This is a genomic window from Calidithermus chliarophilus DSM 9957, from assembly GCF_000430045.1.
In the GTDB taxonomy this organism is placed as follows: Bacteria; Deinococcota; Deinococci; order Deinococcales; family Thermaceae; genus Calidithermus; species Calidithermus chliarophilus.
This window is the reverse complement of the sequence record NZ_KE387027.1, coordinates 799050-824172: the sequence shown is the minus strand read 5'-3', so window position 1 is coordinate 824172 and position 25123 is coordinate 799050. Positions and strand designations below refer to the sequence as shown.

Annotated in this window: 27 protein-coding genes; 11 read left to right on the top strand and 16 right to left on the bottom strand. The window is 68.4% G+C overall.

Features of this window, described 5'->3' with window-relative positions:
- The 12 genes from MEICH_RS29600 to MEICH_RS0120915 form a co-directional block, all read right to left on the bottom strand.
- A partial coding sequence (locus MEICH_RS29600; RefSeq protein WP_169730716.1) for a hypothetical protein occupies window positions 1-295 on the bottom strand: 295 nt, incomplete at its 3' end.
- A 16-nt stretch (window positions 296-311) separates the two neighbouring features.
- Window positions 312-917, bottom strand: a complete 606-nt coding sequence (locus MEICH_RS0120965; RefSeq protein WP_027894235.1) for a YIP1 family protein — start codon at window positions 915-917, stop codon at window positions 312-314.
- Between the two features lie 64 nt (window positions 918-981).
- On the bottom strand, window positions 982-1461 hold the full coding sequence (locus tag MEICH_RS0120960) for a hypothetical protein (RefSeq protein ID WP_027894234.1): 480 nt from the start codon (window positions 1459-1461) through the stop codon (window positions 982-984).
- Window positions 1458-2180: a hypothetical protein gene (locus MEICH_RS0120955; RefSeq protein WP_027894233.1), complete on the bottom strand. Its 723-nt coding sequence runs from the start codon at window positions 2178-2180 to the stop codon at window positions 1458-1460. Before MEICH_RS0120955 ends, MEICH_RS0120960 begins: the two co-directional genes overlap by 4 nt.
- Complete coding sequence (locus MEICH_RS0120950) at window positions 2177-2854, bottom strand: ATP-binding cassette domain-containing protein (protein ID WP_027894232.1); 678 nt, start codon at window positions 2852-2854, stop codon at window positions 2177-2179. Before MEICH_RS0120950 ends, MEICH_RS0120955 begins: the two co-directional genes overlap by 4 nt.
- Entirely contained in the window at window positions 2844-3206 is a 363-nt protein-coding gene (locus MEICH_RS0120945; RefSeq protein ID WP_027894231.1) for a GntR family transcriptional regulator, read from the bottom strand. Before MEICH_RS0120945 ends, MEICH_RS0120950 begins: the two co-directional genes overlap by 11 nt.
- 75 nt (window positions 3207-3281) lie before the next feature.
- Window positions 3282-4007, bottom strand: coding sequence for an ABC transporter permease (locus MEICH_RS0120940; RefSeq protein WP_027894230.1), 726 nt, complete (start codon window positions 4005-4007; stop codon window positions 3282-3284).
- Window positions 4004-4942, bottom strand: coding sequence for an ABC transporter ATP-binding protein (locus MEICH_RS0120935; RefSeq protein ID WP_051304394.1), 939 nt, complete (start codon window positions 4940-4942; stop codon window positions 4004-4006). Before MEICH_RS0120935 ends, MEICH_RS0120940 begins: the two co-directional genes overlap by 4 nt.
- A 193-nt stretch (window positions 4943-5135) precedes the next feature.
- The gene (locus MEICH_RS0120930; protein ID WP_027894228.1) at window positions 5136-7505 is read right to left on the bottom strand and encodes a penicillin acylase family protein; all 2370 of its coding nucleotides are present in this window, start codon (window positions 7503-7505) and stop codon (window positions 5136-5138) included.
- A 330-nt stretch (window positions 7506-7835) separates the two neighbouring features.
- Window positions 7836-8255 carry a VOC family protein gene (locus MEICH_RS0120925; RefSeq protein WP_027894227.1) on the bottom strand — a complete coding sequence of 140 codons (420 nt, stop codon included), beginning with the start codon at window positions 8253-8255 and terminating at the stop codon, window positions 7836-7838.
- A gap of 43 nt (window positions 8256-8298) precedes the next feature.
- Window positions 8299-8940 carry a DsbA family oxidoreductase gene (locus MEICH_RS0120920; RefSeq protein WP_027894226.1) on the bottom strand — a complete coding sequence of 214 codons (642 nt, stop codon included), beginning with the start codon at window positions 8938-8940 and terminating at the stop codon, window positions 8299-8301.
- Between the two features lie 72 nt (window positions 8941-9012).
- Complete coding sequence (locus MEICH_RS0120915) at window positions 9013-9642, bottom strand: NAD(P)-dependent oxidoreductase (protein ID WP_027894225.1); 630 nt, start codon at window positions 9640-9642, stop codon at window positions 9013-9015.
- A gap of 134 nt (window positions 9643-9776) precedes the next feature.
- On the opposite strand from MEICH_RS0120915, the gene MEICH_RS0120910 reads away from it, so the two are divergent.
- The 3 genes from MEICH_RS0120910 (at window position 9777) to MEICH_RS0120900 (ending at window position 11410) form a co-directional block, all read left to right on the top strand.
- Window positions 9777-10097, top strand: a complete 321-nt coding sequence (locus MEICH_RS0120910) for a winged helix-turn-helix transcriptional regulator (protein ID WP_027894224.1) — start codon at window positions 9777-9779, stop codon at window positions 10095-10097.
- A 46-nt stretch (window positions 10098-10143) separates the two neighbouring features.
- Window positions 10144-10380: a CDGSH iron-sulfur domain-containing protein gene (locus MEICH_RS0120905; protein WP_027894223.1), complete on the top strand. Its 237-nt coding sequence runs from the start codon at window positions 10144-10146 to the stop codon at window positions 10378-10380.
- A gap of 79 nt (window positions 10381-10459) precedes the next feature.
- Window positions 10460-11410, top strand: a complete 951-nt coding sequence (locus MEICH_RS0120900; RefSeq protein WP_027894222.1) for an aldo/keto reductase family protein — start codon at window positions 10460-10462, stop codon at window positions 11408-11410.
- A gap of 210 nt (window positions 11411-11620) precedes the next feature.
- Here the strand turns inward: MEICH_RS0120900 and MEICH_RS0120895 are convergent, their stop codons facing one another.
- Both MEICH_RS0120895 and MEICH_RS26360 read right to left on the bottom strand, forming a co-directional pair.
- Complete coding sequence (locus MEICH_RS0120895; protein ID WP_027894221.1) at window positions 11621-12016, bottom strand: hypothetical protein; 396 nt, start codon at window positions 12014-12016, stop codon at window positions 11621-11623.
- A 166-nt stretch (window positions 12017-12182) separates the two neighbouring features.
- Window positions 12183-12617 carry a hypothetical protein gene (locus MEICH_RS26360; RefSeq protein ID WP_051304393.1) on the bottom strand — a complete coding sequence of 145 codons (435 nt, stop codon included), beginning with the start codon at window positions 12615-12617 and terminating at the stop codon, window positions 12183-12185.
- A 290-nt stretch (window positions 12618-12907) separates the two neighbouring features.
- On the opposite strand from MEICH_RS26360, the gene MEICH_RS26355 reads away from it, so the two are divergent.
- The 5 genes from MEICH_RS26355 (at window position 12908) to MEICH_RS0120865 (ending at window position 18392) form a co-directional block, all read left to right on the top strand.
- Window positions 12908-13891, top strand: a complete 984-nt coding sequence (locus MEICH_RS26355) for an NAD-dependent epimerase/dehydratase family protein (protein WP_036219796.1) — start codon at window positions 12908-12910, stop codon at window positions 13889-13891.
- Between the two features lie 254 nt (window positions 13892-14145).
- Window positions 14146-15489 (top strand): FAD-binding oxidoreductase, encoded by a 1344-nt coding sequence (locus MEICH_RS0120880; RefSeq protein WP_027894220.1) that lies wholly within the window; start codon window positions 14146-14148, stop codon window positions 15487-15489.
- Window positions 15490-15540: 51 nt separating this feature from the next.
- The gene (locus tag MEICH_RS0120875; protein ID WP_027894219.1) at window positions 15541-16185 is read left to right on the top strand and encodes an HAD hydrolase-like protein; all 645 of its coding nucleotides are present in this window, start codon (window positions 15541-15543) and stop codon (window positions 16183-16185) included.
- Between the two features lie 66 nt (window positions 16186-16251).
- The gene (locus tag MEICH_RS0120870) at window positions 16252-17112 is read left to right on the top strand and encodes a cell division protein FtsX (protein WP_027894218.1); all 861 of its coding nucleotides are present in this window, start codon (window positions 16252-16254) and stop codon (window positions 17110-17112) included.
- A complete protein-coding gene (locus tag MEICH_RS0120865) occupies window positions 17109-18392 on the top strand; it encodes a murein hydrolase activator EnvC family protein (RefSeq protein ID WP_051304392.1) in 1284 nt (427 codons plus the stop codon). The genes MEICH_RS0120870 and MEICH_RS0120865 overlap by 4 nt, the downstream gene beginning before the upstream one ends.
- Before the next feature lie 326 nt (window positions 18393-18718).
- Here MEICH_RS0120865 and hpf read toward each other — a convergent pair whose 3' ends face one another.
- Both hpf and ftsE read right to left on the bottom strand, forming a co-directional pair.
- Entirely contained in the window at window positions 18719-19279 is a 561-nt protein-coding gene (hpf, locus tag MEICH_RS0120860) for a ribosome hibernation-promoting factor, HPF/YfiA family (RefSeq protein WP_027894216.1), read from the bottom strand.
- Between the two features lie 502 nt (window positions 19280-19781).
- A complete protein-coding gene (gene ftsE, locus MEICH_RS0120855; protein ID WP_027894215.1) occupies window positions 19782-20468 on the bottom strand; it encodes a cell division ATP-binding protein FtsE in 687 nt (228 codons plus the stop codon).
- Window positions 20469-20916: 448 nt separating this feature from the next.
- On the opposite strand from ftsE, the gene MEICH_RS0120850 reads away from it, so the two are divergent.
- The 3 genes from MEICH_RS0120850 to MEICH_RS0120840 all read left to right on the top strand — a co-directional run bounded on the left by MEICH_RS0120850 (window position 20917) and on the right by MEICH_RS0120840 (window position 24915).
- Window positions 20917-22236 carry a S41 family peptidase gene (locus MEICH_RS0120850; protein WP_027894214.1) on the top strand — a complete coding sequence of 440 codons (1320 nt, stop codon included), beginning with the start codon at window positions 20917-20919 and terminating at the stop codon, window positions 22234-22236.
- A 272-nt stretch (window positions 22237-22508) separates the two neighbouring features.
- Window positions 22509-23249 carry an ABC transporter ATP-binding protein gene (locus MEICH_RS0120845; RefSeq protein ID WP_027894213.1) on the top strand — a complete coding sequence of 247 codons (741 nt, stop codon included), beginning with the start codon at window positions 22509-22511 and terminating at the stop codon, window positions 23247-23249.
- Between the two features lie 7 nt (window positions 23250-23256).
- A complete protein-coding gene (locus MEICH_RS0120840; RefSeq protein ID WP_027894212.1) occupies window positions 23257-24915 on the top strand; it encodes a putative ABC transporter permease subunit in 1659 nt (552 codons plus the stop codon).
- Window positions 24916-25123: the final 208 nt, after the last annotated feature.

Sequence of the window (25123 nt, the reverse complement as noted above, 5' to 3'; positions counted from 1 at the left end):
CCACCCGCCGCACCTCGCGCTCGGCGCGGGCCACGGCCTGCTCGGCCTCGAGGCGGGCGGTGAAGTTCCACTGCCAGCCCAGCCCCGCCTTGTAGCCGTTGCCGTCGTTCGTGCGCTCGTAGGCCAGGTTGGCCCCCAGCCCCAGCGCGGTGGTCCCGGCCCGCAACCGGGCGGCCTCGAGGGCCTTGCGGGCGGGGGTGAGCTCGGGGCTCTGGTACGCCAGCGCGTCCAGCGGCCCGAAGGCCAGCACCGGCCCGCCCAGCAATACCAAAGCCGAATACCACATTCGCTTCATCGCAGTCCGGTCCTCTCTAGCGCAGGCTCCAGGCCAGCAGGCCCAGGCTGAGCGCCGCCACCACGCCGGTGGCGAGCAGGGCCCGCGCCGGGGCCAGCACCCGTAGCCCGCTGTAGACGATCCACAAGCTCCACAGCGCGGCGACCAGGCTCAACCCCTGCTGCACGCGGGTGACGGGCGCCGCGGCGATGACCCCCTCATACTCCCGCTGCCACTGCTGCAGGGCCTCGGCGTCGGTGAGGGCGGGGGGCGGGGGCAGGTCGCCGGTCACCGGCATCAGCGCCGCCAGGGGCAGCGACACCAGCGCCAGCACCAGCACGGGCGCCGAGGCCCAGCCGTACAGCTCCCAGGCCCTCGAGCCCGCCCCCGCCAGCAGGCGCAGCAGGCCCGCGCCCACCGCCCACAGGATCAGGCCGAAGACCAAGGCCCCGGCCAGCGCGAAGGCCAGTTGCAGCCCGGCCCCGCCCGGGAACACGGCCGGTAATAGGCGCGCGGAGACCTGCGAGGCGATGGCCGACAGCGCGAGCGCGGCCACGACTACCAGCAGCGGCGGCAGGAGGTCGGGCTTGCGGCCACGCAGGGATTCGAAGAAACGAACAGGTTGGGTCAATACCTCGAGCATTTACTCCTCCTGAAAGCGAGCATAGAAAAGCTTGATAGGGCTGCCCACTGACTAAAGTCATGCCTCAGCCGCAACTGAGCCCCGGCCCCACCTCCAGCCGGGCCTGGAGGGCGCCTTCGAAGCGGAGGTCGGCGATGCCCTGGGGCGCTAGCTCGCGGCTGAAGCAGCCGCCGGCCTGGGGCTGGCCGTCCAGGTACACCCCGCCACCCCCGGCCCAGACGACCTTGTAGGCCACGACCTGCTCGGCCTTGAGCACCATCACCCCGTCGAGCACCGTTCCCCGCACGAACCAGACCCCCTCGCGCTTGCCCGTCGAGCAGCCCAGGCAGTCGGCCCTCGAGCTGATCTGGAAGGCGTCCTCCCGGTAGCCCCGGAAGCGGTTGTCCTCGGCGGCGCCGTCGCTGCTGAGCGTGCCCCAAAGGATCAGCCCCAAAAACCCTACGCTCACCAGCCGCGCGCTCAGGCTCGTGCTGCCGCGCCACAGCAGGAAGGCGGCCACCGCCAACAGGGCGTACCCCACAAGGTTCAAGAAGGTGAAGTTCATGCTTCCACCTCGTCCCACACCCGCCCGGCCAGCACCACCAGGCCCGCGGCCAGCGCCAGGCTCAGCAGCAGCGGCTCGAGCGGCAGCCGGATATCGTCGAGCCGGCTACCCAGGCTCTGCAAGGAGATCGTCACGGGGGGCAGCGCCGCGTAGGCGACCTTCGAGCCCACCTCCACCAGCACGTCGACCAGCCCGAAGAAGCCCAGGAAGGCCGCCAGCCCAGCCAGCCAGCCCAGCCTCGAGAGCTGGTAGCTCTGCACGTAGCTGAAAGCGAGCAGCAGGTAGGCCACGCCCGGCAGCCAGACCAGCCCCAACCCGTAGAACACGAACGTCAGCACGCTGCCCAGCCCCGGCATCCCCGGCACCGTGCGGTCGAGGTAGGCCCACAGCAGCAGCGCCAGGGTCAGGGCGAACGCCGCCCCCAGCAGGCCCCAGTACACGAAGCGGGCCACCTGGTGCGCCAGCCCCCCGGGCACGCTGAGCAGCAGCCCGGCGCCGTCCTGCCGCGCGCTGATGAACAGCGCGACCACCAGCAGGGTGCCCCCGATGACCGCGGCGAGCGAGAACAGCACCACCGCCTCCTCCTCCGGCGTGTTGAGGGCGTTGGCCGTGAGGCGGGCCAGGCCCACCGCCGTCAGGAGCAGGATGCCCGCCAGCACCATCACGAAGGACTGGGACTTGCGGAGCTCGAGCCACAGCAAAGTCGGCAGCGCGTTCATGCCAGCACCTCCACGAAGGTCTCGCGCACGCTCTTGCCCCGCGCGCGTAGCTCCTCGGCGCCCGCGTCGAGGACGACGCGCCCGTCCTTGAGGAACACCGCCCGGTCGAAGATGCCCTCGGCCTCGGCCACCTCGTGGGTGGAGAGCACCAGCGTCGCGTCCTCGCGCCACTGCCGCACCAGCGTCTTGAGGATGCGGTCGCGCGAGATCACGTCGATGCCCGCCAGCGGCTCGTCGAGCAGGAAGAGCCTGGCCTCGCGGGCCAGCGCCATCGCCAGCCGCAGCCGGGCCTTCTGGCCGCGCGACAGGGCGCGCGAGGGCCGGGAGGGCACCTCGAGGAAGCCCAGCAATTCCCGGTAGCGCGCGCGGTTGAAGTCGGGGTAGAGCCCCCCCATCAGCCGTTCGCCGTCGGCGGGCGAGAGCCAGGGGTAGGTCTCGGCGTCGGAGAGGTAGGCCACGTGGGCCCGCATGGCGCGCGGGCGGCCCCCCAGCACCTCCACGCTCCCCTGGCTGGGCACCAGCAGCCCGGCCAGCAGCTTCAGCAGGGTGGTCTTGCCCGCCCCGTTGAGCCCCAGCAGCCCCAGGGCCTGCCCCTGGGGGAGCTCGAGGCTCACGTCGTGCAGCCCCTCCCTCCCGCCGTAGCGCTTGGTAACGGCCTCGAGCCTAGCCAGCATCCGACACCTCCTGCAGCGCCTGCCGGGCCTCCTCGGGGCTGAGCCCCAGGGCCCTCGCCTCGGCCATGAAGCGCCGCGCGGCCTCGACGAGCAGCGAATGCCGGAGCCGGCCTACTTCGATGTCCTCCTTGAGGAAGGTGCCCAGCCCCCGCCGCGTCTCGCTCAAGCCCTCGCGCTCGAGCTCGCCGAAGGCGTGGATGACGGTGTTCGGGTTGACCTTGAGTTCGGTCGCCAGATCCCGGGCCGACGGGAGCTTGTCGCCGGGCTTGAGCTTTCCGTTCGCCAGCATGCGTTTCACCCCTTGAACGATCTGTGCGTAGATGGGTCCGGCTTCAGTGTCGAGTTGCCACACGCTACCCACCTCCTGGGCCGGCCCGGAAGGCCGGCACGGTGCCGATGGAATGCGAAAGCCTGGTGAAGCCCACGGCTAACCCCCCAGGTCCTGGCGGCGCAGGACGGCCCAGGAGAGCACCACGAAAGCCAGCGCGTAGCCCACTACCCCGGCGAGCTCGGCGCCGAGCCCGGCCCCGCCGCTCAGCCAGGCCTCGCCAAGCGACGCCGGCAGGTAGCGGCCCACCTCGGGCCAAAACTGCACGATCACCACCTCGAGCACCAGCGCGTAGCCCAGCACGCCGCCCAGCGCCGCGGCCACCGAGCGCCCCACCACCGCCAGGAACAGCGCCAGGTCCAGGTACGGCAGCCCCGCCACCGCCGTCTGCAGGACGGTCGCCGCTATGCGGGCCCCGTCGGCCTGCAACTGCGCGGGCCAGCCCCCCGCGTAGAAGCTGAGGACCGTCAGGCTCACCCCGAACGGCATCGCCACCACCAGCGCCAGCGAGCCCAGCATCGCCAGCCAGCGCGCCAGCAGCCAGGCCCCGCGCGGGGTGCCCCGGGAGAACAGCAGGGCCAGGGTCCGCCAGCCGTACTCCTGCGCCGTCCAAGCACCCAGGATCGCGGCGGCGAAGATGCCCAGGCTCTGCGCGGCCTCCCTGCTCAGCAGCAGCGTGAGGGCGTAGTGGCGGGCAGGGGCCTGCTCCCGCAGCATCAGGTACTCGACGAGCCCCACCAGCGCGGCCGCGAAAGCCAGCAACAGCCAAGCACCCCTGCGCCGGAAGGCCTTGTCGGCCTCGAGCTTGAGAATTCCCAGAGTCACTGCCCACCTCCCGTGAGCTCGAGGAACAGTTCCTCGAGGCCGCTCTCGATGGGCACCACCTCGCTGGGCGGCAGCCCGGCCTGAACCAGCCGGGTCACCACGGCCCGGGCCTCGAGCCCGCCGACCAGCAGGTACTCCCCCTGCACCTCCGCCCGCTCGGCCAGCCCGCCGAGCACCAGCGCCGCCTCCTCGGGGCTTTCCACCCGGACCCGCACCCCGTCGCCGCTCGCCAGCAGGTCGCGCACCGCCCCCTGGGCCACCAGCTTGCCCTTGTGGATCACAGCGATGCGGTCGCAGACCTGCTCGACCTCGTGCAGGATGTGGCTCGAGAAGATGATGGTGACGCCCTGCGCGGCCAGCGAGCGCATCAGCTCGCGCATCTCCTTCATGCCCGATGGGTCCATGCCGTTGGAGGGCTCGTCGAGGATCAGCAGCTCGGGCTCGGCCAGCAGCGCCATCGCGACGCCCAGCCGCTGCTTCATCCCGGTGGAGTACGACCCCGCCGCCCGGTGCGCGGCCCTGGCGATCCCCACCTGCTCGAGCACCTCCTCGACGCGCTGCCGTGAAACACCCCCCTGCAGCCCCGCGATCAGCTCGAGGTGCTGCCGCGCGCTCAGGTGCGGGTAGATCGCGGGCGCCCCCAGCAAAGCCCCCACCTTGCGCAGCGCGTGCGTGCGCCCCGGCCGGACGGGCTCCCCCAGCAGCTCCACCTTCCCCGCGCTCGGTTCGACCAGCCCCAGGATCATGCCCAAGGTGGTGGTCTTCCCCGCCCCGTTAGGCCCCAGGAAGCCGAAGATCTCGCCGCGGCGGACCTCCAGGTCCACCCCCTCCACCGCCACCACGCCCCCGAACCGCTTGCTCAGCCCCTCGACCCGCAGCACGGTTTCTCCCCGCGCCTTCAGGGTGGGCTGAGTTTTGGGAATCGCTTGAACCATTTGACCTCCCATGTAGTGCACTAGCTAACTAGTACACTAGGCTAAAGGGGCTGGGGTGTCAATAGTCAATAGTCAATAGTCAATAGTCGATAGTCGATAGCCGATAGCTGATGGCTAATGGCTAATGGCTGATGGCTGAATGCCGGCCCTCTCCGCCGGCAGGCCGGTGGTTCACCCTGCGAAACTGAGGGATTCAGCGGCCGGGCTCGAGCGACAGCCGCTCGCGCACCGGGTAGTCTTCGGTGCGCATGGGCAGGTAGGTGCCCTTCTGCCACATGGGCAAGAGGTCGTCGAACTGCGCCGAGAGCAGGTTCCCCGACTGGCCCATGGGGTGGACGAAGCGGGAGTTGTTCACGTCGGCCAGGTCGACGATGTGCCGGTAGCTGGGGCCGTGGGTCTGCTCGAAGGTCTTGGCGTTGTAGGGGCCCACGTTGACGGTGTAGCGGTCGCCGCCGAAGGGCACCTTGCGGTCGGAGAAGCGCTTCAGGGGGCTGTTGGTCAGGATGGGGTGGTCGAAGACGGCGCGGTGCACGCTGCCCCAGGCCGGGGGGTTGTCGCCCAGGCGGTCGAGGGCGGCGTCGAGGGCGAGGGCGGCGTAGTCGAGGCAGCCTTCCACCACCTCGGTCTCCTTCTGGTCGCAGTTGGGGTCGCCCGACTGCATGGCCCGCAGCAGGTAGCGGGGCTCGTCCCAGAACTCCTGGCCCACCTCCTTCGCGGGCAGGCGGGTGAGCTCGGTGTACCAGGTCTGGAAGACCGTCGCCTCGACCGAGTCGGGGCGCATGTTGCCGTCCCAGGCCAACAGCCGGGCCTTCCAGGCGTTAGCCCGCTCGGAGAGGGCGCTCAGGGCCTGCAGCAGCGGGCGGAAGTCGCGGTAGAGCAGCGAGTACTGGTCCTGCTGCATGGCCTGCACGTCCTCGAGGCTGAGCTTCTGTTTCGCCAGGATCAACTGGCGGATGCGCTCGGCCCGCAAGGGCTCGGCCCACTCCAGCGACATCTGGTTGGGGTAGCCCGGCGGCAGTACCCGGTTGTTGGCGCTGACGATGAAGCCCTCCTTGGGGTTGAGCACCCTGGCCCAGCGCTCGAAGGGCACGTAGCCCTGCCAGTCGAGGCTGCCGTCGCCGGGGACGGGGGTGAGGCCGGTGTGCCCGGGCTTGCGGATGGGGAACTTGCCGGGCGCGACGTAGCCGATATTGCCGTCCACGTCGGCGTAGACGAAGTTCTGGCTAGGGGTGGAGTAGAGCGAGAGCGCCTCGGTGAACTCGGCCCAGTTCTTCGCGCGGTTGATGCCCACGAAGGCCTCGAGCAGCCGGTCCTGGGCGTCGAGCGCGGTCCAGCGCAGGGCCAGGGGCTTGCCGCCGGGCACGTCGCCCACCACGTCGGAGATCACGGGGCCGTAGACGGTCTCGCGCACCTTCAGCGCCACGTCGGGCTCGCCCTTGACCTTGATCACCTCGTTGCGCACGCGGTAGGGCTCGAGCCGCCCCTTGTAGCGGTAGCCGCTGGAGGCGCTGTCCTCGAGCACGTAAAGGTCCTGCACGTCGGCGCCCACGTTGGTCACGCCCCAGGCGATGCGGTCGTTGTGCCCGATCACCACGCCGGGAACCCCGGGCAGCGTGGCCCCAATGGCGCTGTAGCCGGGGGCCTCGAGGTGGGCCAGGTACCACAGCGAGGGGACGCCCAGGCCCAGGTGGGGGTCGTCGGCCAGGAGGGGCTTGCCGGTGGTGGTGCGCGAACCCGCGATCACCCAGTTGTTCGAGGCCTCCATGAAGCGCGGGATCGAGGCGGCGAGCCCCAGCAGCGCCTCCGCCTGGACCCGCGCGGACGGTTCGGGCTTGGGCGCGGGGCTGGGGGTGGGCGCGGGGGCGGGCCTGGGCAAGGGGGGCAGGTCGGCGGCCTGGATGATGGTCACGCCGTTGGCCGGGTAGGGCGGCAGGAGCTGGGCCAGGCGCTCGGGCTTGACCCCTTTCGCCAATAGCCGGTAGCGCTGGAGCTCGTCGCTCCAGTTGCCGGAGAGGTCGTAGGCCATCATCTTGGCCCACACCAGCACGTCGGCGGGCTTCCAGGGCTCGGGGCGGAAGCCCAGCAGGCGGTACTCGAGGGGCAGCGGGGGGTTGGTCTGGAGGTAGGCGTTGATCCCGGCCACGTAGGCGTCCACGATGGCCTTGCCCTCCGGCGAGAGGCTGGCGTAGCCCTGCTCGGCCGCCCGGTAGAAGCCCCAGGTCCTCAGGAACTTGTCCTGGCTGAGGGTCGCCGCGCCCACCACCTCCGACAGCCGCCCCGCCCCCACCCGGCGCTGGAACTCCATCTGCCACAGCCGGTCCTGGGCGTGCACCACCCCCAGCGCGAAGAACAGGTCCTCCTCACTCTGGGCCTTGAGGTGCACCACCCCGCCCGGCTCGCGCAGCACCTCCACCGGAGCCATGAGCCCCTTCAGCGCCAGGCGCCCGCTGTGCTGGGGCAAGGTAGCCCCGCGCAGCCACAGCCACCCCACTCCTCCGGCCAGGACCACCAGGACGACGGCAAAAAGCAACAGGCGACCCAAAAGACGTAGCAGTCGGCGCACTTTATTCCCCCTTTTACTGGGTACAAGTATACGCCTGGGGTGAGAAGGGGATGTTTAGAGGGGTCGATAGCCGATAGTCGATAGCCCATAGCCGATAGCTGATAGCCGAACGCCGAACGCCGGTCGTACGTCGTACGTCGTACGCCAAACGCAAAACGCAAGACGCCAGACGCAAGACGCCTTGTTCCCCCCTTAGCAAGGCGCCTTGTTCCCCCCTTAACAAGGGGGGTTAGGGGGGATAACCCATCCCCGCCGGCGGGGAGGGACGGGGTGGGGCCTACCACAGGCTACGAGCTACAAGCTGACGGCTGATGGCTGATGGCTGACCGCTTACCGCTTCCCGTCGTCACCGGGAAGTGGAACCGTCTCCCCTCTCCAAAAAGCCGCCCCGCCCGAGGTGCGGCGGTCGAGGAAGAGTTCGACGGTGTTGCCGTCGGGGTCTTGCAGGCTCAGTACCCAGGCGATGCCGCGGTCCTCGAGCCCGTGGCGCACGCCCTCGAGTTCTACGAACTTGCGGGCGGCTTCGAAGTCCTGGGGGGAGGCCACGGCGAAGCCCAGGGTGACGGGTCCGGCGGGTTCGCCCTCGGTCAGGGCCAGCTCGAAGTGGGCGTCGCTGTCGGAGGAGGCCAGCAGCGAGGTTTTGTCGAAGCGCTCGGAGAGCTGGAGGTCGAGGAAGCGGGTGTAGAAGGTGACGGCGGCCTCGAGGTGCCGCACCTTCAGGTGCACGTAGGCCAGGCGGGTCGCGTACATCGGCCGTATTGTCGGGCGCGCTTCGCCCGGCGTCAAATGGCGCTCAGGAGGCGGTGGCCTGTTCCTGGGCGACGTGGTCGAGCACCTGCAAGAACACCTCCACCGGCTGCGCCCCGGAAAGCGCGTACTTGCGGCCGAAGACGAAGAAGGGCACGCCCTGAACCCCGAAGCGCTCGGCGAGGCGCTGGCTCTCCTCCACCGCGTCGCGCAGCTCGCCGCTGGCGAGGAACTCACGGGCTGCCTCACGGTCCAGGCCCGCCGAGGCCACCACCTCGAGCAAGTCCCCCGGGTCGTTGAGGTTCTTGCCGTCGGTGAAGTGGGCCCTGAACAGCGCGTCGGCCAGCGGCCACTGCCGGCCGGCGCGGGCCGCCCACAGGATGAGGCGGTGGCCGTCGGCGGTGTTGATGGCGCGGGCCACGCGGCCGAAGTTGAACTCCAGCCCCTCCGCCCTCCCGGCGCGGGCCACCTGCTCGAAGGCCGAGCGCATGCGCTCGAGCCCGCCGAACTTGCGGGCCATGAACTCTTCCCAGGGATAGCCCTCGGGCGGGATGCCCGGCTGGAGCTGAAAGGGCTTCCACTCGAGCTCCACCTCCAAGCCGGGGCGCTGCTGCAAGGCCCGCTCGAGGCGCTTCTCCCCGATGTAGCACCAGGGGCAGGCGATGTCGGCGAAAACTTCGATCCTCATGCTCCTCCAAGTCTCGAGCCGGGGCGGCGCGGGGAAAAGGTTCCCGCTCACAGCCCGGCGCCCGCGGAAAGCTCAGTAGCTGACCATGGGCGAACGCCCCACGTGCTCCTTGCTGCCGAGTTGCTCGAGCATGAAGTGCGCCACGTCGGCCCGGCTGATGCGCGAGCCCGAGTTGATGCCCACCATCCCCACGCGGTACTTGCCGGTCTTGGGCCCGTCGGTGAGCACCGGGACGCGCACGATGGTCCAGTCCAGGCCCGAAGCCCGCACGATCTCGGCGTGGCGGGTGGAGTCGAGCTGCACGTCCTTGGCGAAAACGCCGAGCAGGAAGCTCATCAGGCGGTTGAAGGCCTTGGGCTCGTCGCCCGGCTGGGCCACGCCCGCCCCGGTGAGGGTGATCAGGCGGCGCACCCCGGCCTTCTTCATCGCCGCCGTCACGTTGCGCGCGGCCAGCTCCATCAGGTCCTTGCGGCCGCCCCGCACCGGGCCCAGCGCCGAGAGCACCGCGTCCTGCCCGGCGACGGCCCGCTCGAGCGCCCCCACGTCGTCGAGCTCGCCCTGGATCAGCTCGAGCCTGGGGTGGCTCAGCCCCAGCTTGGCCGGGTTGCGCACGAAGGCTCGAACCTCGTGGCCCGCGGCCAGCGCCTGTTCGACCAATTGCTTGCCGGTGCGTCCGGTAGCGCCCAACACGGTGATTTTCACGTTGTTCCTCCAGTCCAGGTATGCCGGTACTCCTGCACGAGCCGGCGCAAGGAATAGGCTGACGGCCCCGAAAATGAGGCTAGCAGGCAACACTTCACTTTGGGAAGTAGTTACCAGATGGTAACTTAGTACCCGTGAAGTACGGAATGGACGCCTGCCGCAAGGAGTGCGCGGTCGAGCGCACCCTCGACCTCATCGGCAACCGCTGGACCAGCCTGATCGTGCGCGAGCTCCTGATGGGCACCAAGCGCTTCAACGAAATCAAGAAGAACCTCGAGCACATCTCCCCCAAGACCCTCACCGAGCGGCTCAGAGAGCTCGAGGAGCAGGGCCTCATCACCCGCACCGTCTACCCCGAGGTCCCGCCCCGCGTCGAGTACGCCCTCACCGAGAAAGGCCGCGCCCTGGGCCCCATCTTCGAGGCCATGCGCGAGTGGGGCAGCCGCTGGACCTGAATTCGGCCACAGTTCGCCCGCGGCGTCGCTGGCTAAACTGGTAGGCATGAAGCTCGAGTTCAGGGAAAACGGGCCCATCGTGATCGAGACCGGCGGTCGCTACGTCTTCCGCACCGCCGAGGGCGAGCGCGTCGTCGAGAAGCCGAGGGTTTCGCTGTGCCGCTGCGGGGGATCGGGCAACAAGCCCTTCTGCGACAGCAGCCACAAGACCAACGGCTTCACGGCCCCGGCGGCCGTGATCGAGTTCGAGGAGAGCCTGGTTCTCGACCCTGCCAAGCCCTGAGCCCGCGCCCGAACGGTTGAGGCTCACATTCGGGTGAGGGGCGGCGAGGGTAGATTGCCCCCGAGGTGACCCTATGGCGATGCGCTACCGCAAACTCGGCAAGTGGGGCATTAAGGTATCGGAGATTTCGCTGGGCGCTTGGACCACCTACGGCGACGCGGTCAAGGACAGCAAGGCCATCAAGCAGATCGTGAAGCTGGCCTACGACGGCGGCGTGAACTTCTTCGACAACGCCGACGCCTACGCCAGGGGCCTGGGCGAGGAGATGATGAGCCAGGCCCTCGCCGACTTCCCGCGCCACACGCTGGTGCTCTCGACGAAGCTCTTCTGGCCCATGTCCGACGACGTCAACGACCGCGGCCTCTCGCGCAAGCACATTCACGAGAGCATCGGCCGCAGCCTCAAGCGCATGGGCACCGACTACGTCGACCTCTACTTCTGCCACCGCCACGACCCCGAGACGCCCATGGAGGAGATCGTCTCGAGCATGAGCAGCCTCGTCGACCGCGGCCTCATCCTCTACTGGGGCACCTCCGAGTGGCCGGCCGCCCGCATCGTCGAGGCGGTGCAGGTCGCCAAGGCCGGGGGCTGGCACCCGCCCGTGGTCGAGCAGCCGCAGTACTCGATGCTGGCTCGAGACCGCTTCGAGAAGGAGATCCTGCCCGAGACCGAGCGCTACGGCATGGGCGCGGTGGTCTGGAGCCCCCTGGCCCAGGGCATGCTCACCGGCCGCTACGACAAGGGCATCCCCAAGGGCAGCCGCTTCGAGCGCTACCCCCAGTTCGCCAGCCGCTTCGTCACCGAGGAAAACCGCAAGAAGGTCAAGGCCCTGAAAAAGGTCGCCGACTCCTTAGGCCTCACCCGCACCCAGCTCGCCCTAGCCTGGGTCCTGCGCCACAAGGGCGTCAGCAGCGCCATCACCGGCGCCACCAAACCCGAACAGATCGAGGAAAGCCTCGGCGCCGCCGGGGTAGACCTGCCGCCGGAAGCCGTCGAGAAGATCGAAGGAATTCTCAACCCAGCGGAGTGAGGAAAAAGCAGCCGTCAGCCATCAGCCGTCAGCGGAACACAAAAGGCTCGTGGCCTGTGGCTCGTGGTAAACCCCTCCCCGCGCAGGGAGGGTTTATCCCCCCTGGCCCCCCTTGTTAAGGGGGGAACAAGGCGTTTTGCGTCTTGCGTTTTGCGTCTTGCGTTCGGCTATCGGCTATCGGCGTTCGGCGCTCGCCGCTCGCCGCCCAACTCACGACGCCAGCGGCAAGTGACACAGCCACACCCCGCTCCTCGCCCGCCACCCCTCCGGCGTCTCGACGTTGGGCGGCAGCGGGATCGAGATGACCTTCTGCCCCACGATCTCGAACTCGAGCGCGGTGAACAGCCGGTCGAGCGCTTGGCCCAGGCGGCGGGTCTCGAGCGGGTTGAAGCGCAGGCGCTCGAGGTGGGCCTGGAGGCTTTTCAGGCCCGCGTAGGGCAGCAGTTCAGCCGGGTCGCGCCAGCGGCGCGGCGGCCCGACCAGGAGTTCGGCCAGCACCAGGCCCAGGCCGGGGTGTTCCTTCTGGAGCCGCTCGGGGTCGAATTCCAGCGCCAGCTCGAGGTGAACTTCGACGTCCTCCCAAACTTCGGTCCTGCGACGCTCCATACCTCAGCCTGCAACAGCCAATCGGAGCTGTCAAGCCGAAATAACCCGTTCCAGACGGCATAAAGTCACATTTAATCTTGACAATCCTCGAGGCGGAGTGTCAAAGCGGCACGGAACGAGCGAGGGGGGTAGCGCCAGGCTACCCCCAGGCCACCGAGGTAACGGGCTAGGGCTCGGGCAAATCCGGCCAGACCCCCGAGACCCCCGCCCCTTCCGATAGCTCGAGGGACGCGGCCGCCTGGCGGGTGAGCTCGGCCTGCTCGGGGTCGTGCATGAGTTCCCAGCCTCGAGCGATCAGCCGCAGGGTGTACCACTCGCCATCGTGGTCGCCCAGGAAACGGTAGGTCGCCAGGGCCCCCGTGAGGACTAAGACGGCGATCTCGGGCTGCTCGAGCTGCAGGCAGCCGATGCCCCACAGCAGTTGCGCCCTGGCCCACTGAGGGCGGCTGTCGCTGCGGCGGGCGAGGTGCTCGGCCCGCTGGGCGTAGCGCAGGGCCCGGAGGGGGTCGTTTTGCAGCAGGCTGCGCTGGGCCTGGGCGAGAAGGTCGGGGAGGGCCTCTTGTGGGCGGGTAGGAAGGAGGATGGAGGCGTCGCGCATCATGGCAGTAGGAGACCGTAAAGGCACGGCAGGGTTACACGCTCCTGGGGTGTCCCCGACCGGCGGCTTGGGGTAGGTGGGCGGGCAGGGAGCCCCAGCCCATCGCTGTACTTAGCGTAGCCGAAGGAATGACCCGAACATGGGGAATTCATCACCAACAGGCTTGGCCCTCCCCTCAGGAGCACTTAATCGGGCCCCTATTGCCCGGAACACAGGCTTTGCGGGCCGTGGAGAGGGCATCACCTGGAAAACAGGGGTTTCGCCTGGAGTTCAAAGCCCACACAATCGGAGCCATGAACATCCTCGTGTTGGGCGGTGGGCAGTTCGTGGGGCGCTACGTCGTGGAGGCGGCTCTGGAGCGGGGCTACACGGTGAGCACGTTCAGCCGGGGCAAGACCAACCCCCACCTCTTCCCGCAGGCGCACAAGCTCATCGGCGACCGCCGGGCGGGCGAGCTGGGGGCGCTCGAGCAGGGCACCTGGGACGCGGTGATCGACGTCAACGGCTACTTCCCCCGCGAGGTGCGCCAGAGCACGTCGCTGCTCAAAGGCCGCGTGGGTCGCTACCTGTTCGTCTCGACGGTCTCGGTGTACGCCGACCCCAGCCGCACCGACGAGGACGGCCCCATGCAGCAGGTGGAGAACCCCGAGACCGAGGAGATGACCCCGCAGGTCTACGGCGGGCTCAAGGCCGTCTGCGAGGACGTCGTGCGCGAGGCCTACGGCGAGCAGGCCACCGTGGTGCGCCCGCACCTGGTGGTCGGGCCCCACGACCACACCGGGCGCTTCTCCTACTGGCCCTGGCGGGCCGCCCAGGGCGGCGAGATGCTCTTCCCCGCCCCGCCCGAAGACGCCATGCAGTTCATCGACGCCCGCGACCTCGCCGCCTTCGTCCTGCACCTGCTCGAGCAGAACACCCCCGGCACCTACAACGGTGCCCGCCCCCACTTCACCCTCGCCGAGCTGGAGTCGGCCCTGGCCCAGGCCACCGGCAACGCCTTCGAGCCCGTCTGGGTGGACGCCGACTTCCTCCAGCAGCAGGGCGTGCGCCCGTGGGCCGACCTCCCCGCCTGGATCCCCGGCGACGGCGTCTCCCGCACCCCCACCGAGCGCAGCCAGCGGGCGGGCCTGAAGTACCGCAGCGTGCTCGAGACCGTCCGGGACACCCTGGCCTGGCTGAAGAGCCTGCCCGAGGTCAAGGTGGCGGGGATCAGCCGGGAGCAGGAGGCGGAGTTGCTCGAGGCGTGGAGGGTGAGGAGAGCGATAGCTGATAGCTGATGGCCGATAGCCAAACGCCGAACGCCGATAGCGGGTCGTACGTCCTACGTCGTACGTCGTACGCAAAACGCAAGACGCAAAACGCCTTGTTCCCCCCTTAACAAGGGGGGCCAGGGGGGATAAACCCTCCCCCCGTGCGGAGAGGGACGGGGAGGGGCAACCACGAACCACAAGCTGACGGCTGACGGCTGACGGCTGATAGCTGACGGCTTCCCGCTTCCCTCCCCCGCGCCCTCAGCAGGTAAACTCGAGCCATGCTCGACAGCCTGAAAGCCGCGCTGGCCGAGAAGGTCAGCACTTCGCCCACCGACCTCGAGACCCACGGCAAGGACGAGGCCTATCCCGTGCGGTCGCTGCCGCAGGCGGTGGTGTACGCGGAGGGCCTCGAGGACGTGATCCGGACCCTGGCTTGGGCGCGGGAGAACGGCTCGGCGGTGATCCCCTTCGGCACGGGGACGAGCCTCGAGGGCCACGTGCTGCCGCAGGGGGTGGCCGTCAGCCTCGACCTCTCGCGCATGAACCGGGTGCTGGAGGTGCGGCCGGAGGACTTCGTGGCGGTGGTCGAGCCGGGCGTGACCCGCGAACAGCTCAACGCCGCGCTCAAGGGCACGGGGCTGTTCTTCCCCGTGGACCCCGGCGCCAACGCCTCGCTGGGCGGCATGGCGGCCACCAACGCCTCGGGCACGACCACGGTGCGCTACGGCGGGATGCGCCACAACGTGCTGGCGCTGCAGGTGGTGCTGGCGAGCGGGGAGGTGCTCGAGCTGGGGCGGGCCGTGCGCAAGACCAGCGCGGGCTACGACCTCAAGGACCTCTTCATCGGCTCGGAGGGCACGCTGGGCGTGATCACCCGGCTCACCCTGCGGCTGCACCCGCTGCCCAGCCACGTCCACACGCTGCGGGTCTTCTTCGAGGGCCTCGAGGCCGCCGCCGACGCCGCCTACGCCATCATGGCCTCCGGGCTCCCCGCCGCGCGGCTCGAGCTGCTCGACGAGCTGGGCCTTGGCGCCATCAACCGCTACCTCCAGCGCGACTACCCCGAGAAGCCCGCCCTCTTCGTGGAGTTCCACTCCTCGACCCGCGAAGCGCTCGAGGCCGAGTCGCGGATGGCGCTCGAGCTCGTGCGCGAGGCCGGGGCGATCGCCGTGGACGCCGCCCGGACCTCCGAGGAGCGCACCGCGCAGTGGGAGGCGCGCCACCAGCTCTACTGGGCCCTGGTCGCGCAGTACCCCGGCCGCTCCTTCATGATCACCGACACCGCCGTGCCCATCTCCCGCATGCCCGAGCTGGTGCGGCACTCCCAGCGCCTGCTGCGGGAGATGGGTTTGGGCGGGAGCATCGTGGGACACGTGGGCGACGGCAATTTCCACACCCTCGTCGCCACGGGCGAGCACGACTACCCCAAGGCCGAGGCCTTCGCGGCGCGGCTGGTGGAGAAGGCGCTCGAGCTCGGCGGCACCTGCACCGGCGAGCACGGCGTGGGCCTGCGCAAGAAGAAGTACCTGGCCCGCGAGCACGGGGCGGCGCTGGAGTGGATGCGGCAGCTCAAGCGGCTCTTCGACCCGCAGGGCCTGCTCAACCCGGGCAAGGTGGTCTGAGAGCGGTCCCACCAACGCCCTCGAGCAGCCAGGCGGCCCTAAGATGACGGAGTGACGCTCACCACCCTCCTCTTCGACCTCGACGGCACCCTCCTCGACAGCGAGCCCGGCATCCTAGGCTGTTTCCGCCGCACCCTCGAGCACTTTGGCCTCCCCGACCGGCCCGACGCGGAGCTGCGCCGCTTCATCGGGCCGCCCCTCGAGCACTCCTGGCGGGAGCTGGTGGGCGAGGCGCGCGTAGCCGAGGCCGTGGAGGTCTACCGGCGCTGCTACGACGCCGCGGGCAAGTACCGCGCGGTGGTGTACGCGGGGATCGAGGCCGCGCTGGAGGAGCTGGCCGGCGGCTACACCCTGGTCGTGGCGACCTCCAAGCGCCGGGTCTTCGCCGAGGACATGCTGGGGCACTTCGGCCTGCGCCCCTACTTCGAGGCCGTCTACGGCGTGACGCCCCCCGACCTCTCCGAGCCCAAGGCCAAGCTCATCGGGCGGATCCTGCACGACCGCGGCCTGAAGCCCGCCCAGGCGGTGATGATCGGGAACCGGGAGTTCGACGTGGCCGCGGCCAGGGCCCACGGGATGGCTTCCATCGGGGCGCTGTGGGGCTACGGCAGCCGCGAGGAGCTCACCCTCCACGGGGCCAGCCTGCTCTGCGAGCACCCGCGAGCCCTGATCGACGCCGTGGAGCGGCTGGCTTGAGGCCTTCCCTCAGCCGGGGCCGCCCTGGCTCACGCATTCGGCGCGTGGGCCTTTAGACTAGGGGGCGTGTACGCCATCTCTCAAGCGCTGCGTGCCCTGCGCCACCACCTGACCAGCACCCTCGCCACCTTCACCACCTCGCTGGTGTCGTTCACCCTGCTGTTCCTGCTGGGCCTGGTGCTGTGGAACCTGGGCAAAGTGGTCAGTTCGCTCGAGCGCGAGGTCGAGATCGCGGCTTTCCTCAAACCCGGCAGCGACGTCAGCGTCCTGCGCGACCAGATCGCGGCCTTCGAGGAGGTGCTCGAGGTGCGCGTCGTGAGCAAGGAGGAGGCCCTGGCCCAGCTCCAGCTCTCCTACCCCTACCTCTCGCAGGCGCGCGAGCTCATCGACAACCCCCTCCCCGACACCCTGCGCGTGGTGCTCAAAAACCCCAACCAGGTGCGCGACACCGCCCGCAAGATCGAGCGGCTGGAGGGCATCGAGAGCACCACCTACGGCGGGGAGATCACCGAGCAACTGCTGCGGGTGCTGGGCGGGGTGCGCTTCGCCGCGCTGCTCCTGATCGGGCTATTGCTGCTCGACACCCTCTTCAGCGTGATGGGCACCATCCGGCTGTCCATCGAGAACCGGCGCGAGGAGCTGCGGGTGATGCAGCTCGTGGGCGCGACCCGGCGCTTCATCCAGGGGCCTTTCGTGGTGGAGGGGCTGTTCCTGACCCTCTTGGCCTCGCTGGTGGCGCTGGGGTTGGGGCTGCTGGCCTACCGCTTTTTGGCCTCGGCCCTGCAACAACTGCTGCCCTTCCTGCCGGTGCTCGGCCTCAACGACATGCTGATGGCCGGGGGCGCGCTGGTGCTGCTGGCGGCGGTGCTGGGCACGGGCGGGGCCTACCTCTCCAGCCGTGCTAACCTCAAGGAGAGCGACTTATGAAGCACGCGGGCATCCGGCACGGCGTCTGGGGCTTGCTGCTCGCCGCGCTGTGCGTGCTGCTTTCCACCAGCGTTTTCTCGCAGAACCTCAGCGAGCTCGAGCGCCAGCGCCAGCAGACCCTCCAGCAGCAGAAGGCCACCCAGCAGCGCATCGAAAAGCTCAACCGCGAACTCGCCAACCTCGACGCCCTCACCGCCCAGCGCCTGAAGGACCTGCGCGCCCTCGAGGCCGAGATCCGGCGGCTGGAGAAGGAAAAAGCCGACCTAGGCCGCCAGATCAACCTCCTGCAGCAGCAGGTGCGCGAGACCGAGGCCGAGATCGCGCAGAACGAGGCCCAGCTCGCCGACCTCAAGAAGCGCCTGGCCGCGCTCGTCAACAGCCTCTACCGCGAGCAGGCCGGGCGCTACCTGCCCCTGCTGCAGGCCCAGAGCTTCACCGACCTCTCGGTGCGGGCCAACTGGGTGGGCTACCTGGGCAACCAGCAGACCGACCTCATCGAGCGCATCAACCGCCTGCTCGAGCAGCTCAACGGCCAGCGGGAGCGCCTGGTCCTGCTGGTGCGCGACCTCAACGCCAAGCAGGCCGACCGCCAGATCAAGATCAACCAGCTCACCGACAGCCGCGCCCAGCTCCAGAGCACCATCACCGCCCTGCGGCAGCAGGCCGAGGGGCGCAAGGTGCTGCTGCGCGAGTCGCTCCTGGCCCGCAACGAGCTCCAGAGCCAGCTCAACAGCGTCGTCGCCGCCATCACCAAAGAGCAGCGCCGCCTGGCCGAAGAACGCCGCCGGCGCGAGGAGGAGGCCCGCAGGCAGCGGGAGCGCGAGGCCGCCGAGCGCCGCCGCCAGCAACTCGCCGCGCAGCAGAACGCCACCCGCCCCCCCACCGAGCCCGAACCCGTCGCCATCATCCCCAACGTCGTCGTGGGCACGCTTCAATTCCCCGTGCCCGGCGGCCGGATCGTAGCCCCCTTCGGCACCCAGGGCACCTATCAGGTCATCCAGGGCCCCGGCGAGTACAGCCCCGTGGTCTCGGCCGCCAGCGGCATCGTGCTCGACGAGTACCCCGTCAGCAACACCGGCTGGTGGATCATCATCGCTCACGGCAACGTCACGAGCTTCTACATCGGCCTGCAGGAGCCCCTGGTGCAGAAGGGCCAGCAGGTGAGCAAGGGCCAGCGCATCGGCTACACCGGCGGCGCCCCCCTCATCCCCCCCGACACCCTGTGGTTCGCCGTCGCCAACGACAACGGCGTGCAGGTGGACCCCTCGAGGTATTACTGATACCAGATTCGGTTAGTTCGGCGCCGGATGGCGGCGAACTAACCCGACCGAAGGGAGTGCTCTAGGATTCAAAAAGATAGCCTCTGGGGGTCTTTGGTTTGGATGATTATCTTTTTGAATCCGGTATGAGATTGGGGGCGGGAGTCCGAGGGCTCGTAGTAGACAGCGGTAAGCCGTCCGCCGTCCCACCCAACCCCAGCCCCTCCCTCCGGACCGGAGGGAGGGGATTTTTTTTGCGTTTTGCGTTTTGCGTTCGGCGTTCGGCGTTCGGCGTTTGGCGTTTTGCGTTCGGCTATCGGCTACCAGCCATCGGCCATCAGCATTCATCAAGAGGGCTCAATCAGACCGTAGTTGCCGTCGCGGCGGCGGTAGATGACGGCGAACTCCTCGGTTTCGGCGTTGCGGAAGACGAAGAAGTCGTGGCCCAGGGCTTCCATCTGGACGGCGGCGTCTTCGGGGTCCATGGGCTTGACCGCGAAGCGCTTGACCCGCACGATCTGCGGGGCGGCTTCTTCTTCCTCGGACTCGACCACCGCGGCCGGGGGGGTCGCGTTGAGGGCCGCCTGGCGGCGGGCGGTGTGGTAGCCGTTGAAGTGGCGCTCCTTATACCGCTTGAGCTGGGTTTCCAGCCGGTCCACGCTCTTGTCGATGGCCGCGTACATGTCGGGGTCGGACTCCTCCACCCGCACGATCCCCTTGGGCACGTTGATCTGGATCTCGCACTTGGCGCGGTTCTCCACGCGCGGGGCAGTCGCCATCGAGAGGACGACCTTGGCATCGACGATGCCGTTCATGTAGCGGTCGAGGCGCTCGAGCTTCTTGTCCAGGTAACTTTTGAGGGCATCGGAGACTTCGACGTTGCGGCCTACCAGTTTGTAAATGTTCATTCTGGCCCTCCTCGGAGCCTGGGATGAAGGCTCGAGACCCATTCCAGGCTCCTTTCGCCTAAAGGTGCCCTGGGTGGAAGGGGATTCTGCCGCCCTTGCACGCGGGCTGCACCGGGGGTGCGTCCAACCTTTAGGTGCTTTATGGTACTGCTCTCCCCGGGAGGGCGGTAGAGCTTTCCAACCTTGATGCCCCGTGGGCAAAGGTGTAGGGTAAAAGTTGGGCGCCCGGCGAAAAACGGTTGTAGTTAGTGGTCTGTAGCTCGTGGCCTGTGGTAGACAGCGGTAAGCCGTCAGCCGTCAGCCTTCCCACCCTCCCCCGTCCCCTTCCTCCGGCCGGAGGGAGGGGATTTTTTTGCGTCTTGCGTTTTGCGTCTTGCGTTCGGCGTTTGGCGTTTTGCGTTTTGCTTTTTGCGTACGACGTAGGACGCACGACCTGCATTCTGCGTTCGACTATCGGCTATCAGCTATCGGCCATCGGCGTTCAGCGTACCCCCCAGCCCCCTCAAGTCAGGCTGTACTTGCCCGAACGGTCGTCACGCACGAGCTGGCCGGCCTTGAGCACCAGCACGCGCTGGGGGTAGGCCTCGACGAGCTCGCGCGAGTGGGTCGCCACCAGCACCGTAGCGCCGCGCGCGTGGATGGACTTGAGAATTTCCAGCACCATGATGGCGTTGGTGAGGTCCAGGTTGCCCGTGGGCTCGTCGGCCAGGACCACCGGCGGGTCGCCGATGATGGCGCGGGCGATGGCCACGCGCTGGGACTCCCCTACCGAGAGCTCCTCGGGGAAGGAGCGCTTCTTGTGAACTAAGCCCACCAGCCGCAGCACGCGGGTCACGCGGGTCTCCCACTCCGACTTGGGCACGCCCAGCACCCGCAGGGCGAAGAGCAGGTTGTCCTCGACGGTCTGGTCCTTCAAGAGGCGGTGGTCCTGGAACACCACGCCGATCTTGCGGCGGTGCAGCGCGATACGGTCCCCCCGCAGGGCCTTGAGGTTCTCCCCGCCGAAGTAGATGGCCCCGCTGGTGGGCTCGAGCCGCTTCAGCAGCAGCGACAGCAGGCTGGACTTCCCCGCCCCCGAATGCCCGACCAGAAAACAGAACTCGCCCTTTTTGATCTCGAGGTTGATGTCGTAAAGCGCCTTGGTCTGGGTTCGGGCGTACTCGAGGGTCACCCGGTGGAAACCGATCATGGCTGACAGTATAAAAGCCGGGTGTGAAGGGGATGTGGCAGGAAAGGGCGGCCATAAGCGGTAATACCGGATTCAAAAAGATAATCATCCGATCCGAAGAGCCCGGAGGCTATCTTTTTGAATCCTAGAGCACTCCCTTCGGTCGGGTTGGTCCGTCACCGTTCGGTGACGAACTAACCGAATCTGGTATAAGTGGTGAGCCGCCAGCTATCAGCCGTCAGCGTGTGGCCTGTGGTTGACCCCTTCCCTTCCCTCTCCGCCGGCAGGGAGGGTTTATCCCCCCCCAGCCCCCCTTGTTAAGGGGGGTGAAGAAAAGGCGTTTGGCGTTTTGCGTTAGGCGTTCGGCTATCGGCTATGGGCTATCGGCTATTTACCCTTCAGCCTCCTCTAATCTCCCCTGTACCACCGATAACCATTTTTCTCACGGTCTGCCGTTAGCATGAAGGGCATGAGGCGTTTCTCCTGGCTTCTCGTTGGGGGCGCGGTGGTCGCGGCCCTGGTTTACGCCCAGATCGGGCGGCCCAATTCCGACGCATTCATGCGTAACCGTAACGGTCAGGCGCTGATGCAGACTTACCAGCTCATCCAGGACGAATACCTGCAAAAGCTCGACCAGAAGAAGCTGGACGCGGTGATCCAGGGCGGCATCCGGGGCATGATCAGCGCCCTGGATGACCAGTTCACCAGCTACACGGCCCCTACCAGCAGCTCCATCCGTAGCCAGGACCTGCAGGGGGAGTTCTACGGCATCGGCGTGAGCCTGTCGCTGCAGCCGGCCAAGGGCGGCGGGGCGCAGATCATCGGGGTGACCCGGGGCCTGCCCGGGTACAACGCCGGGCTGAAGGTGGGCGACGTCATCACCGAGGTCAACGGCCAGGACGTGACGAAGCTCGAGGTCGACGAGATCGTCTCGAAGATCCGCGGGCCGAAGGACACCAAGGTGACCATCGGCGTGCGGCGCGACGGCAGCAACGCGGTCATCAAGTTCGAGATGGTGCGGCAGAAGGTCGAGATCATCTCCGTGACCAAGGCCATCCTGCCGGGCAACGTCGGCTACGTGGCGCTCGAGACCTTCGCCAACGTCAAGGTCTTCGACCAGCTCAACGCCGCGCTCAAGGAGATGCGCGACAAGGGCGTGAAGAAGCTGGTCTTCGACCTGCGCGACAACGGCGGCGGCCTGCTCGACCAGGGCTGCCAGGTGGCCGAGGCCTTCATCAAGGAAGGGCCCATCGTCTTCACCCGCTACCGCACCCAGACCAAGCTCTTCTGCGAGGCCAGCGGCCGCGTGCAGTGGAGCGGGCCGATGGTGGTGCTGGTCAACGGCAACTCGGCCTCCGCCTCGGAGATCGTGGCGGGGGCCATCCAGGACACCGGCCGGGCCAAGGTGATCGGCGAGAGCACCTTCGGCAAGGGCGTGGGCCAGAACGTCATCGATCTGCCCAACGGCGGCGAGCTCACGCTGGTGACCTTCGAGTGGCTCACCCCCAAGAAGCGGGCGCTTAACAAGACCGGGGTCAAGCCCGACATCGAGGTCAAGGACACCCGCTTCGAGGTGCCCCTGGCCTTCGAGGGCACCGGGGTCAAGCCCGGCGAGACCGTGACCCTGAACGTCGGCGGCAAGACCTACACCGCCAAGGCCGACGAAAAGGGCAAGTTCACCTTCAGCCAGACCCTGCCGCCCCGTCCCCAGTCCGAAGACCGTGGGCAGGCCGTGATCGAGCTCGAGAAGGATGCCATCCTGCAGCGGGCGCTGGAGGAGCTGAAGTAAGGGGCGTAGGCTGAACGTCGATAGCCGAACGCCGGGCGCGGGTCGTACGTCCTACGCCGTACGCCAAACGCAAGACGCCTTGTCACCCCCCTTAGCAAGGGGGGCTGGGGGGGATAAACCCTCCCCGCACGCGGGGAGGGTTGGGGTGGGGTATCTTTCACCACATGCCACGAGCCATGAGCCTTCGCAAGGTTAAGTCTTCTTAAACAGGCTCGAAAAGCGAGATTTACACCACTCATCTTCAGCTTAGGGCCTTAGGCTTTAAGCCAGTGATGATCCGACTGGAAAACCTCGGCAAGCGCTACGGCCGGTTCGTGGCCCTGCAAGGGCTAAACCTCGAGATCGCCCCTGGGGAGACGGTGGCCCTCTTAGGCCCCAACGGCGCGGGCAAGAGCACGACCATCAAGGCGTTGGTGGGGCTGCTCAAGCCGACCTCAGGGCGGGCTTTGGTCAACGGGGTGGACGTGTGGAAGGAGCCGGTGAGGGCCAAGGCCCAGTTCGGCTACGTGCCCGACCGGCCCTACCTCTACGGCAAGCTCTCGGGGGCTGAGCTCCTGCGTTTTGCAGCTGGGGTCTACCGCATCCCCAGGGCCGAGGCCGAGCGGCGCATCGAGGAGCTGCTCCACGAGTTCCGCCTCGAGCGCTTCGCCTCCTCGCTCATCGAGACCTACTCACACGGGATGCGCCAGAAGCTCTCGCTGGCCCTCTCGCTGCTGCACCGCCCCCCCGTGCTCATCCTCGACGAGCCGATGGTGGGCCTCGACCCCCACGCGGCGCGGCAGGTGCGGGATCTGCTCAGGAACTACTCGGCCCAGGGGCGGGCGGTGCTGTACGCCACCCACCAGATGCCGCTGGCCGAGGCGGTGAGCAGCCGGGTCGCGCTGATCCACCGGGGCCAACTGCTGGCGCTGGGAACGCCGCGCGAATTGCTCCACCAGCACGGCACCCAGGACCTCGAGGAGTTCTTCATCCGGCTCACCGAGGACGCCGCCCTCGAGCCCATCCTCCAGTGACGCGCCCATGCTCACCCTCCGCGCCCGCATCCTCTACAACACCTTCCGCCAGTCCCCGGCCACCACGGCGCTGGGGCTGCTGCTGGCTCTGGGCCTGGCCTACCTGGCCTGGAGCGGCACCACCTGGTTCTTGGAGTTCATCACCTACGAGATCGTGGGCCGCAGCTCGCTGCTCGAGCGGCTGAGCGCGGTCTTCACCCGCAACGTGCTCGTCGAGCGCATCGTGGGCGTGCTGCTGCTGGTGCTGTCCTCGAGCGTGGTGCTCTCGGCGCTGCCCAACGCCATCGCCGTGCTCTACAGCTCGGAGGACCTGCCCATCTTGCTCGCCCTCCCGCAACGTGCCGCTAAGGTGTTCTTGTTCAAGGTGGCCGAGACCTTCGCCACCACTGCGCTCATCCCCGCGCTCTTCACCCTGCCCGTCGTCTTCGCGGTGGGGGCCTTCTACGACGCGCCCTGGTTCTTCTACCCGGCCACCCTGCTGGTGGTCCTGGCGCTCTACGCCTTCCCGGTCGCCATCGGGGTGGGGCTGGCGCTGCCCCTGGTGCGCTTCGCCCCGGCGGGGCGGGCGAAGGAGTGGGCCGCGGCGGTGGGGGCGGTGCTGGGCGGCGGCCTGATCTTCCTGCTGCGGGCCGTGCGCCCCGAGGCCCTGCTCCAGACCAACTTCGCCGACCCCGACGCCCTCGACCGCTTCCTGCAGAGCTTCCGCGACCCTGCCGCGCCCTTCCTGCCCTCCAGCCTCGCCTCCGACGCCCTCGACGGCCTGATGAAGGGCCGGTTCAACACAGACTTCTTCGTCCTGGTCGGGCTCTCCCTGCTGTTGCTGGCGCTGGCCGGGCTGGTGGCGGGCTACGCCTACCAGATCGGCTGGGTGCGCTCCCTCGAGGGCACCGTGCAGGAGCGGGGCCTGACCCGCCCGGGGTTCTGGGACCACCTGAGCCTGCGCAGCCGGGCTTGGGCGCTGTGGGTGCGCGACCTGCGGCTGTTCTTCCGCGACGCCAACCAGGCCGCCCAGCTCGTGCTGGTGGGGGTGCTGGTGCTGCTGTACACCACCAGCTTGCAGTTCATCCCGCTCGAGGGCGAGCGCTTCCGCGTGGTGGTGGGCTTCTTGCACCTGGCCTTCCAGGGCTTCGTGATCGCGGGGGTGGGGGTGCGGCTGGCCTACCCGCTGTACTCGCTCGAGGGCCCCGGCTTCTGGCTGATCCAGACCGCCCCGGTGAGCCGCCTGACGTTGCTGCTGACCCGCTTCGGCCTGGCCCTGGTCTTCCTGCTGCCCCTGGCGCTGATGCTCGGCCTGCTCTCCCCCCAGGTGATCGGGCTGGGAACCAACCTCACCCAGATCTCCGTCGCCATCGCCCTCGCCTCCGCCGTAGCCTCGGCCGGGCTGGGCGTGGGCCTCGGCTCGGCCTTCCCCCGCTTCGACGCCGCCAACCCCGCCGAGGTGCCGCTGGGCCTGGGCGGCCTGCTCTACATGGGCCTCTCCTTGCTCCACTCAGCCGCCCTGGTGGTCCTGGCCGCCCGCCCGGTCTACCTCTCCTTCGGCAGCCGGGAAACCTACCTCGCCGGCCCCGAAGGCCCCCTCTGGCTCCTCCTGCTCGCCGCCCTAACCCTCCTGCCCGCCCTGGCCGCCCTGGCGTTCGGGTACAAGCGAATGGAAAATCCGGCGTAGGGAGGGGGAAGCTGTCAGCCGTCAGCTTCGGCACGTGGCTCGTGGTGAAAGAAACTCCTCCCCTTCCCTCCCCGCCGGCGGGGAGGGTTTATCCCCCCCGGCCCCCCTTGCTAAGGGGGGTAATACCGGATTCAAAAAGATAATCATGCAAACCAAAGACCTTCAGAGGCTATCTTTTTGAATCCTAGAGCACACCCCTCCCTGACGG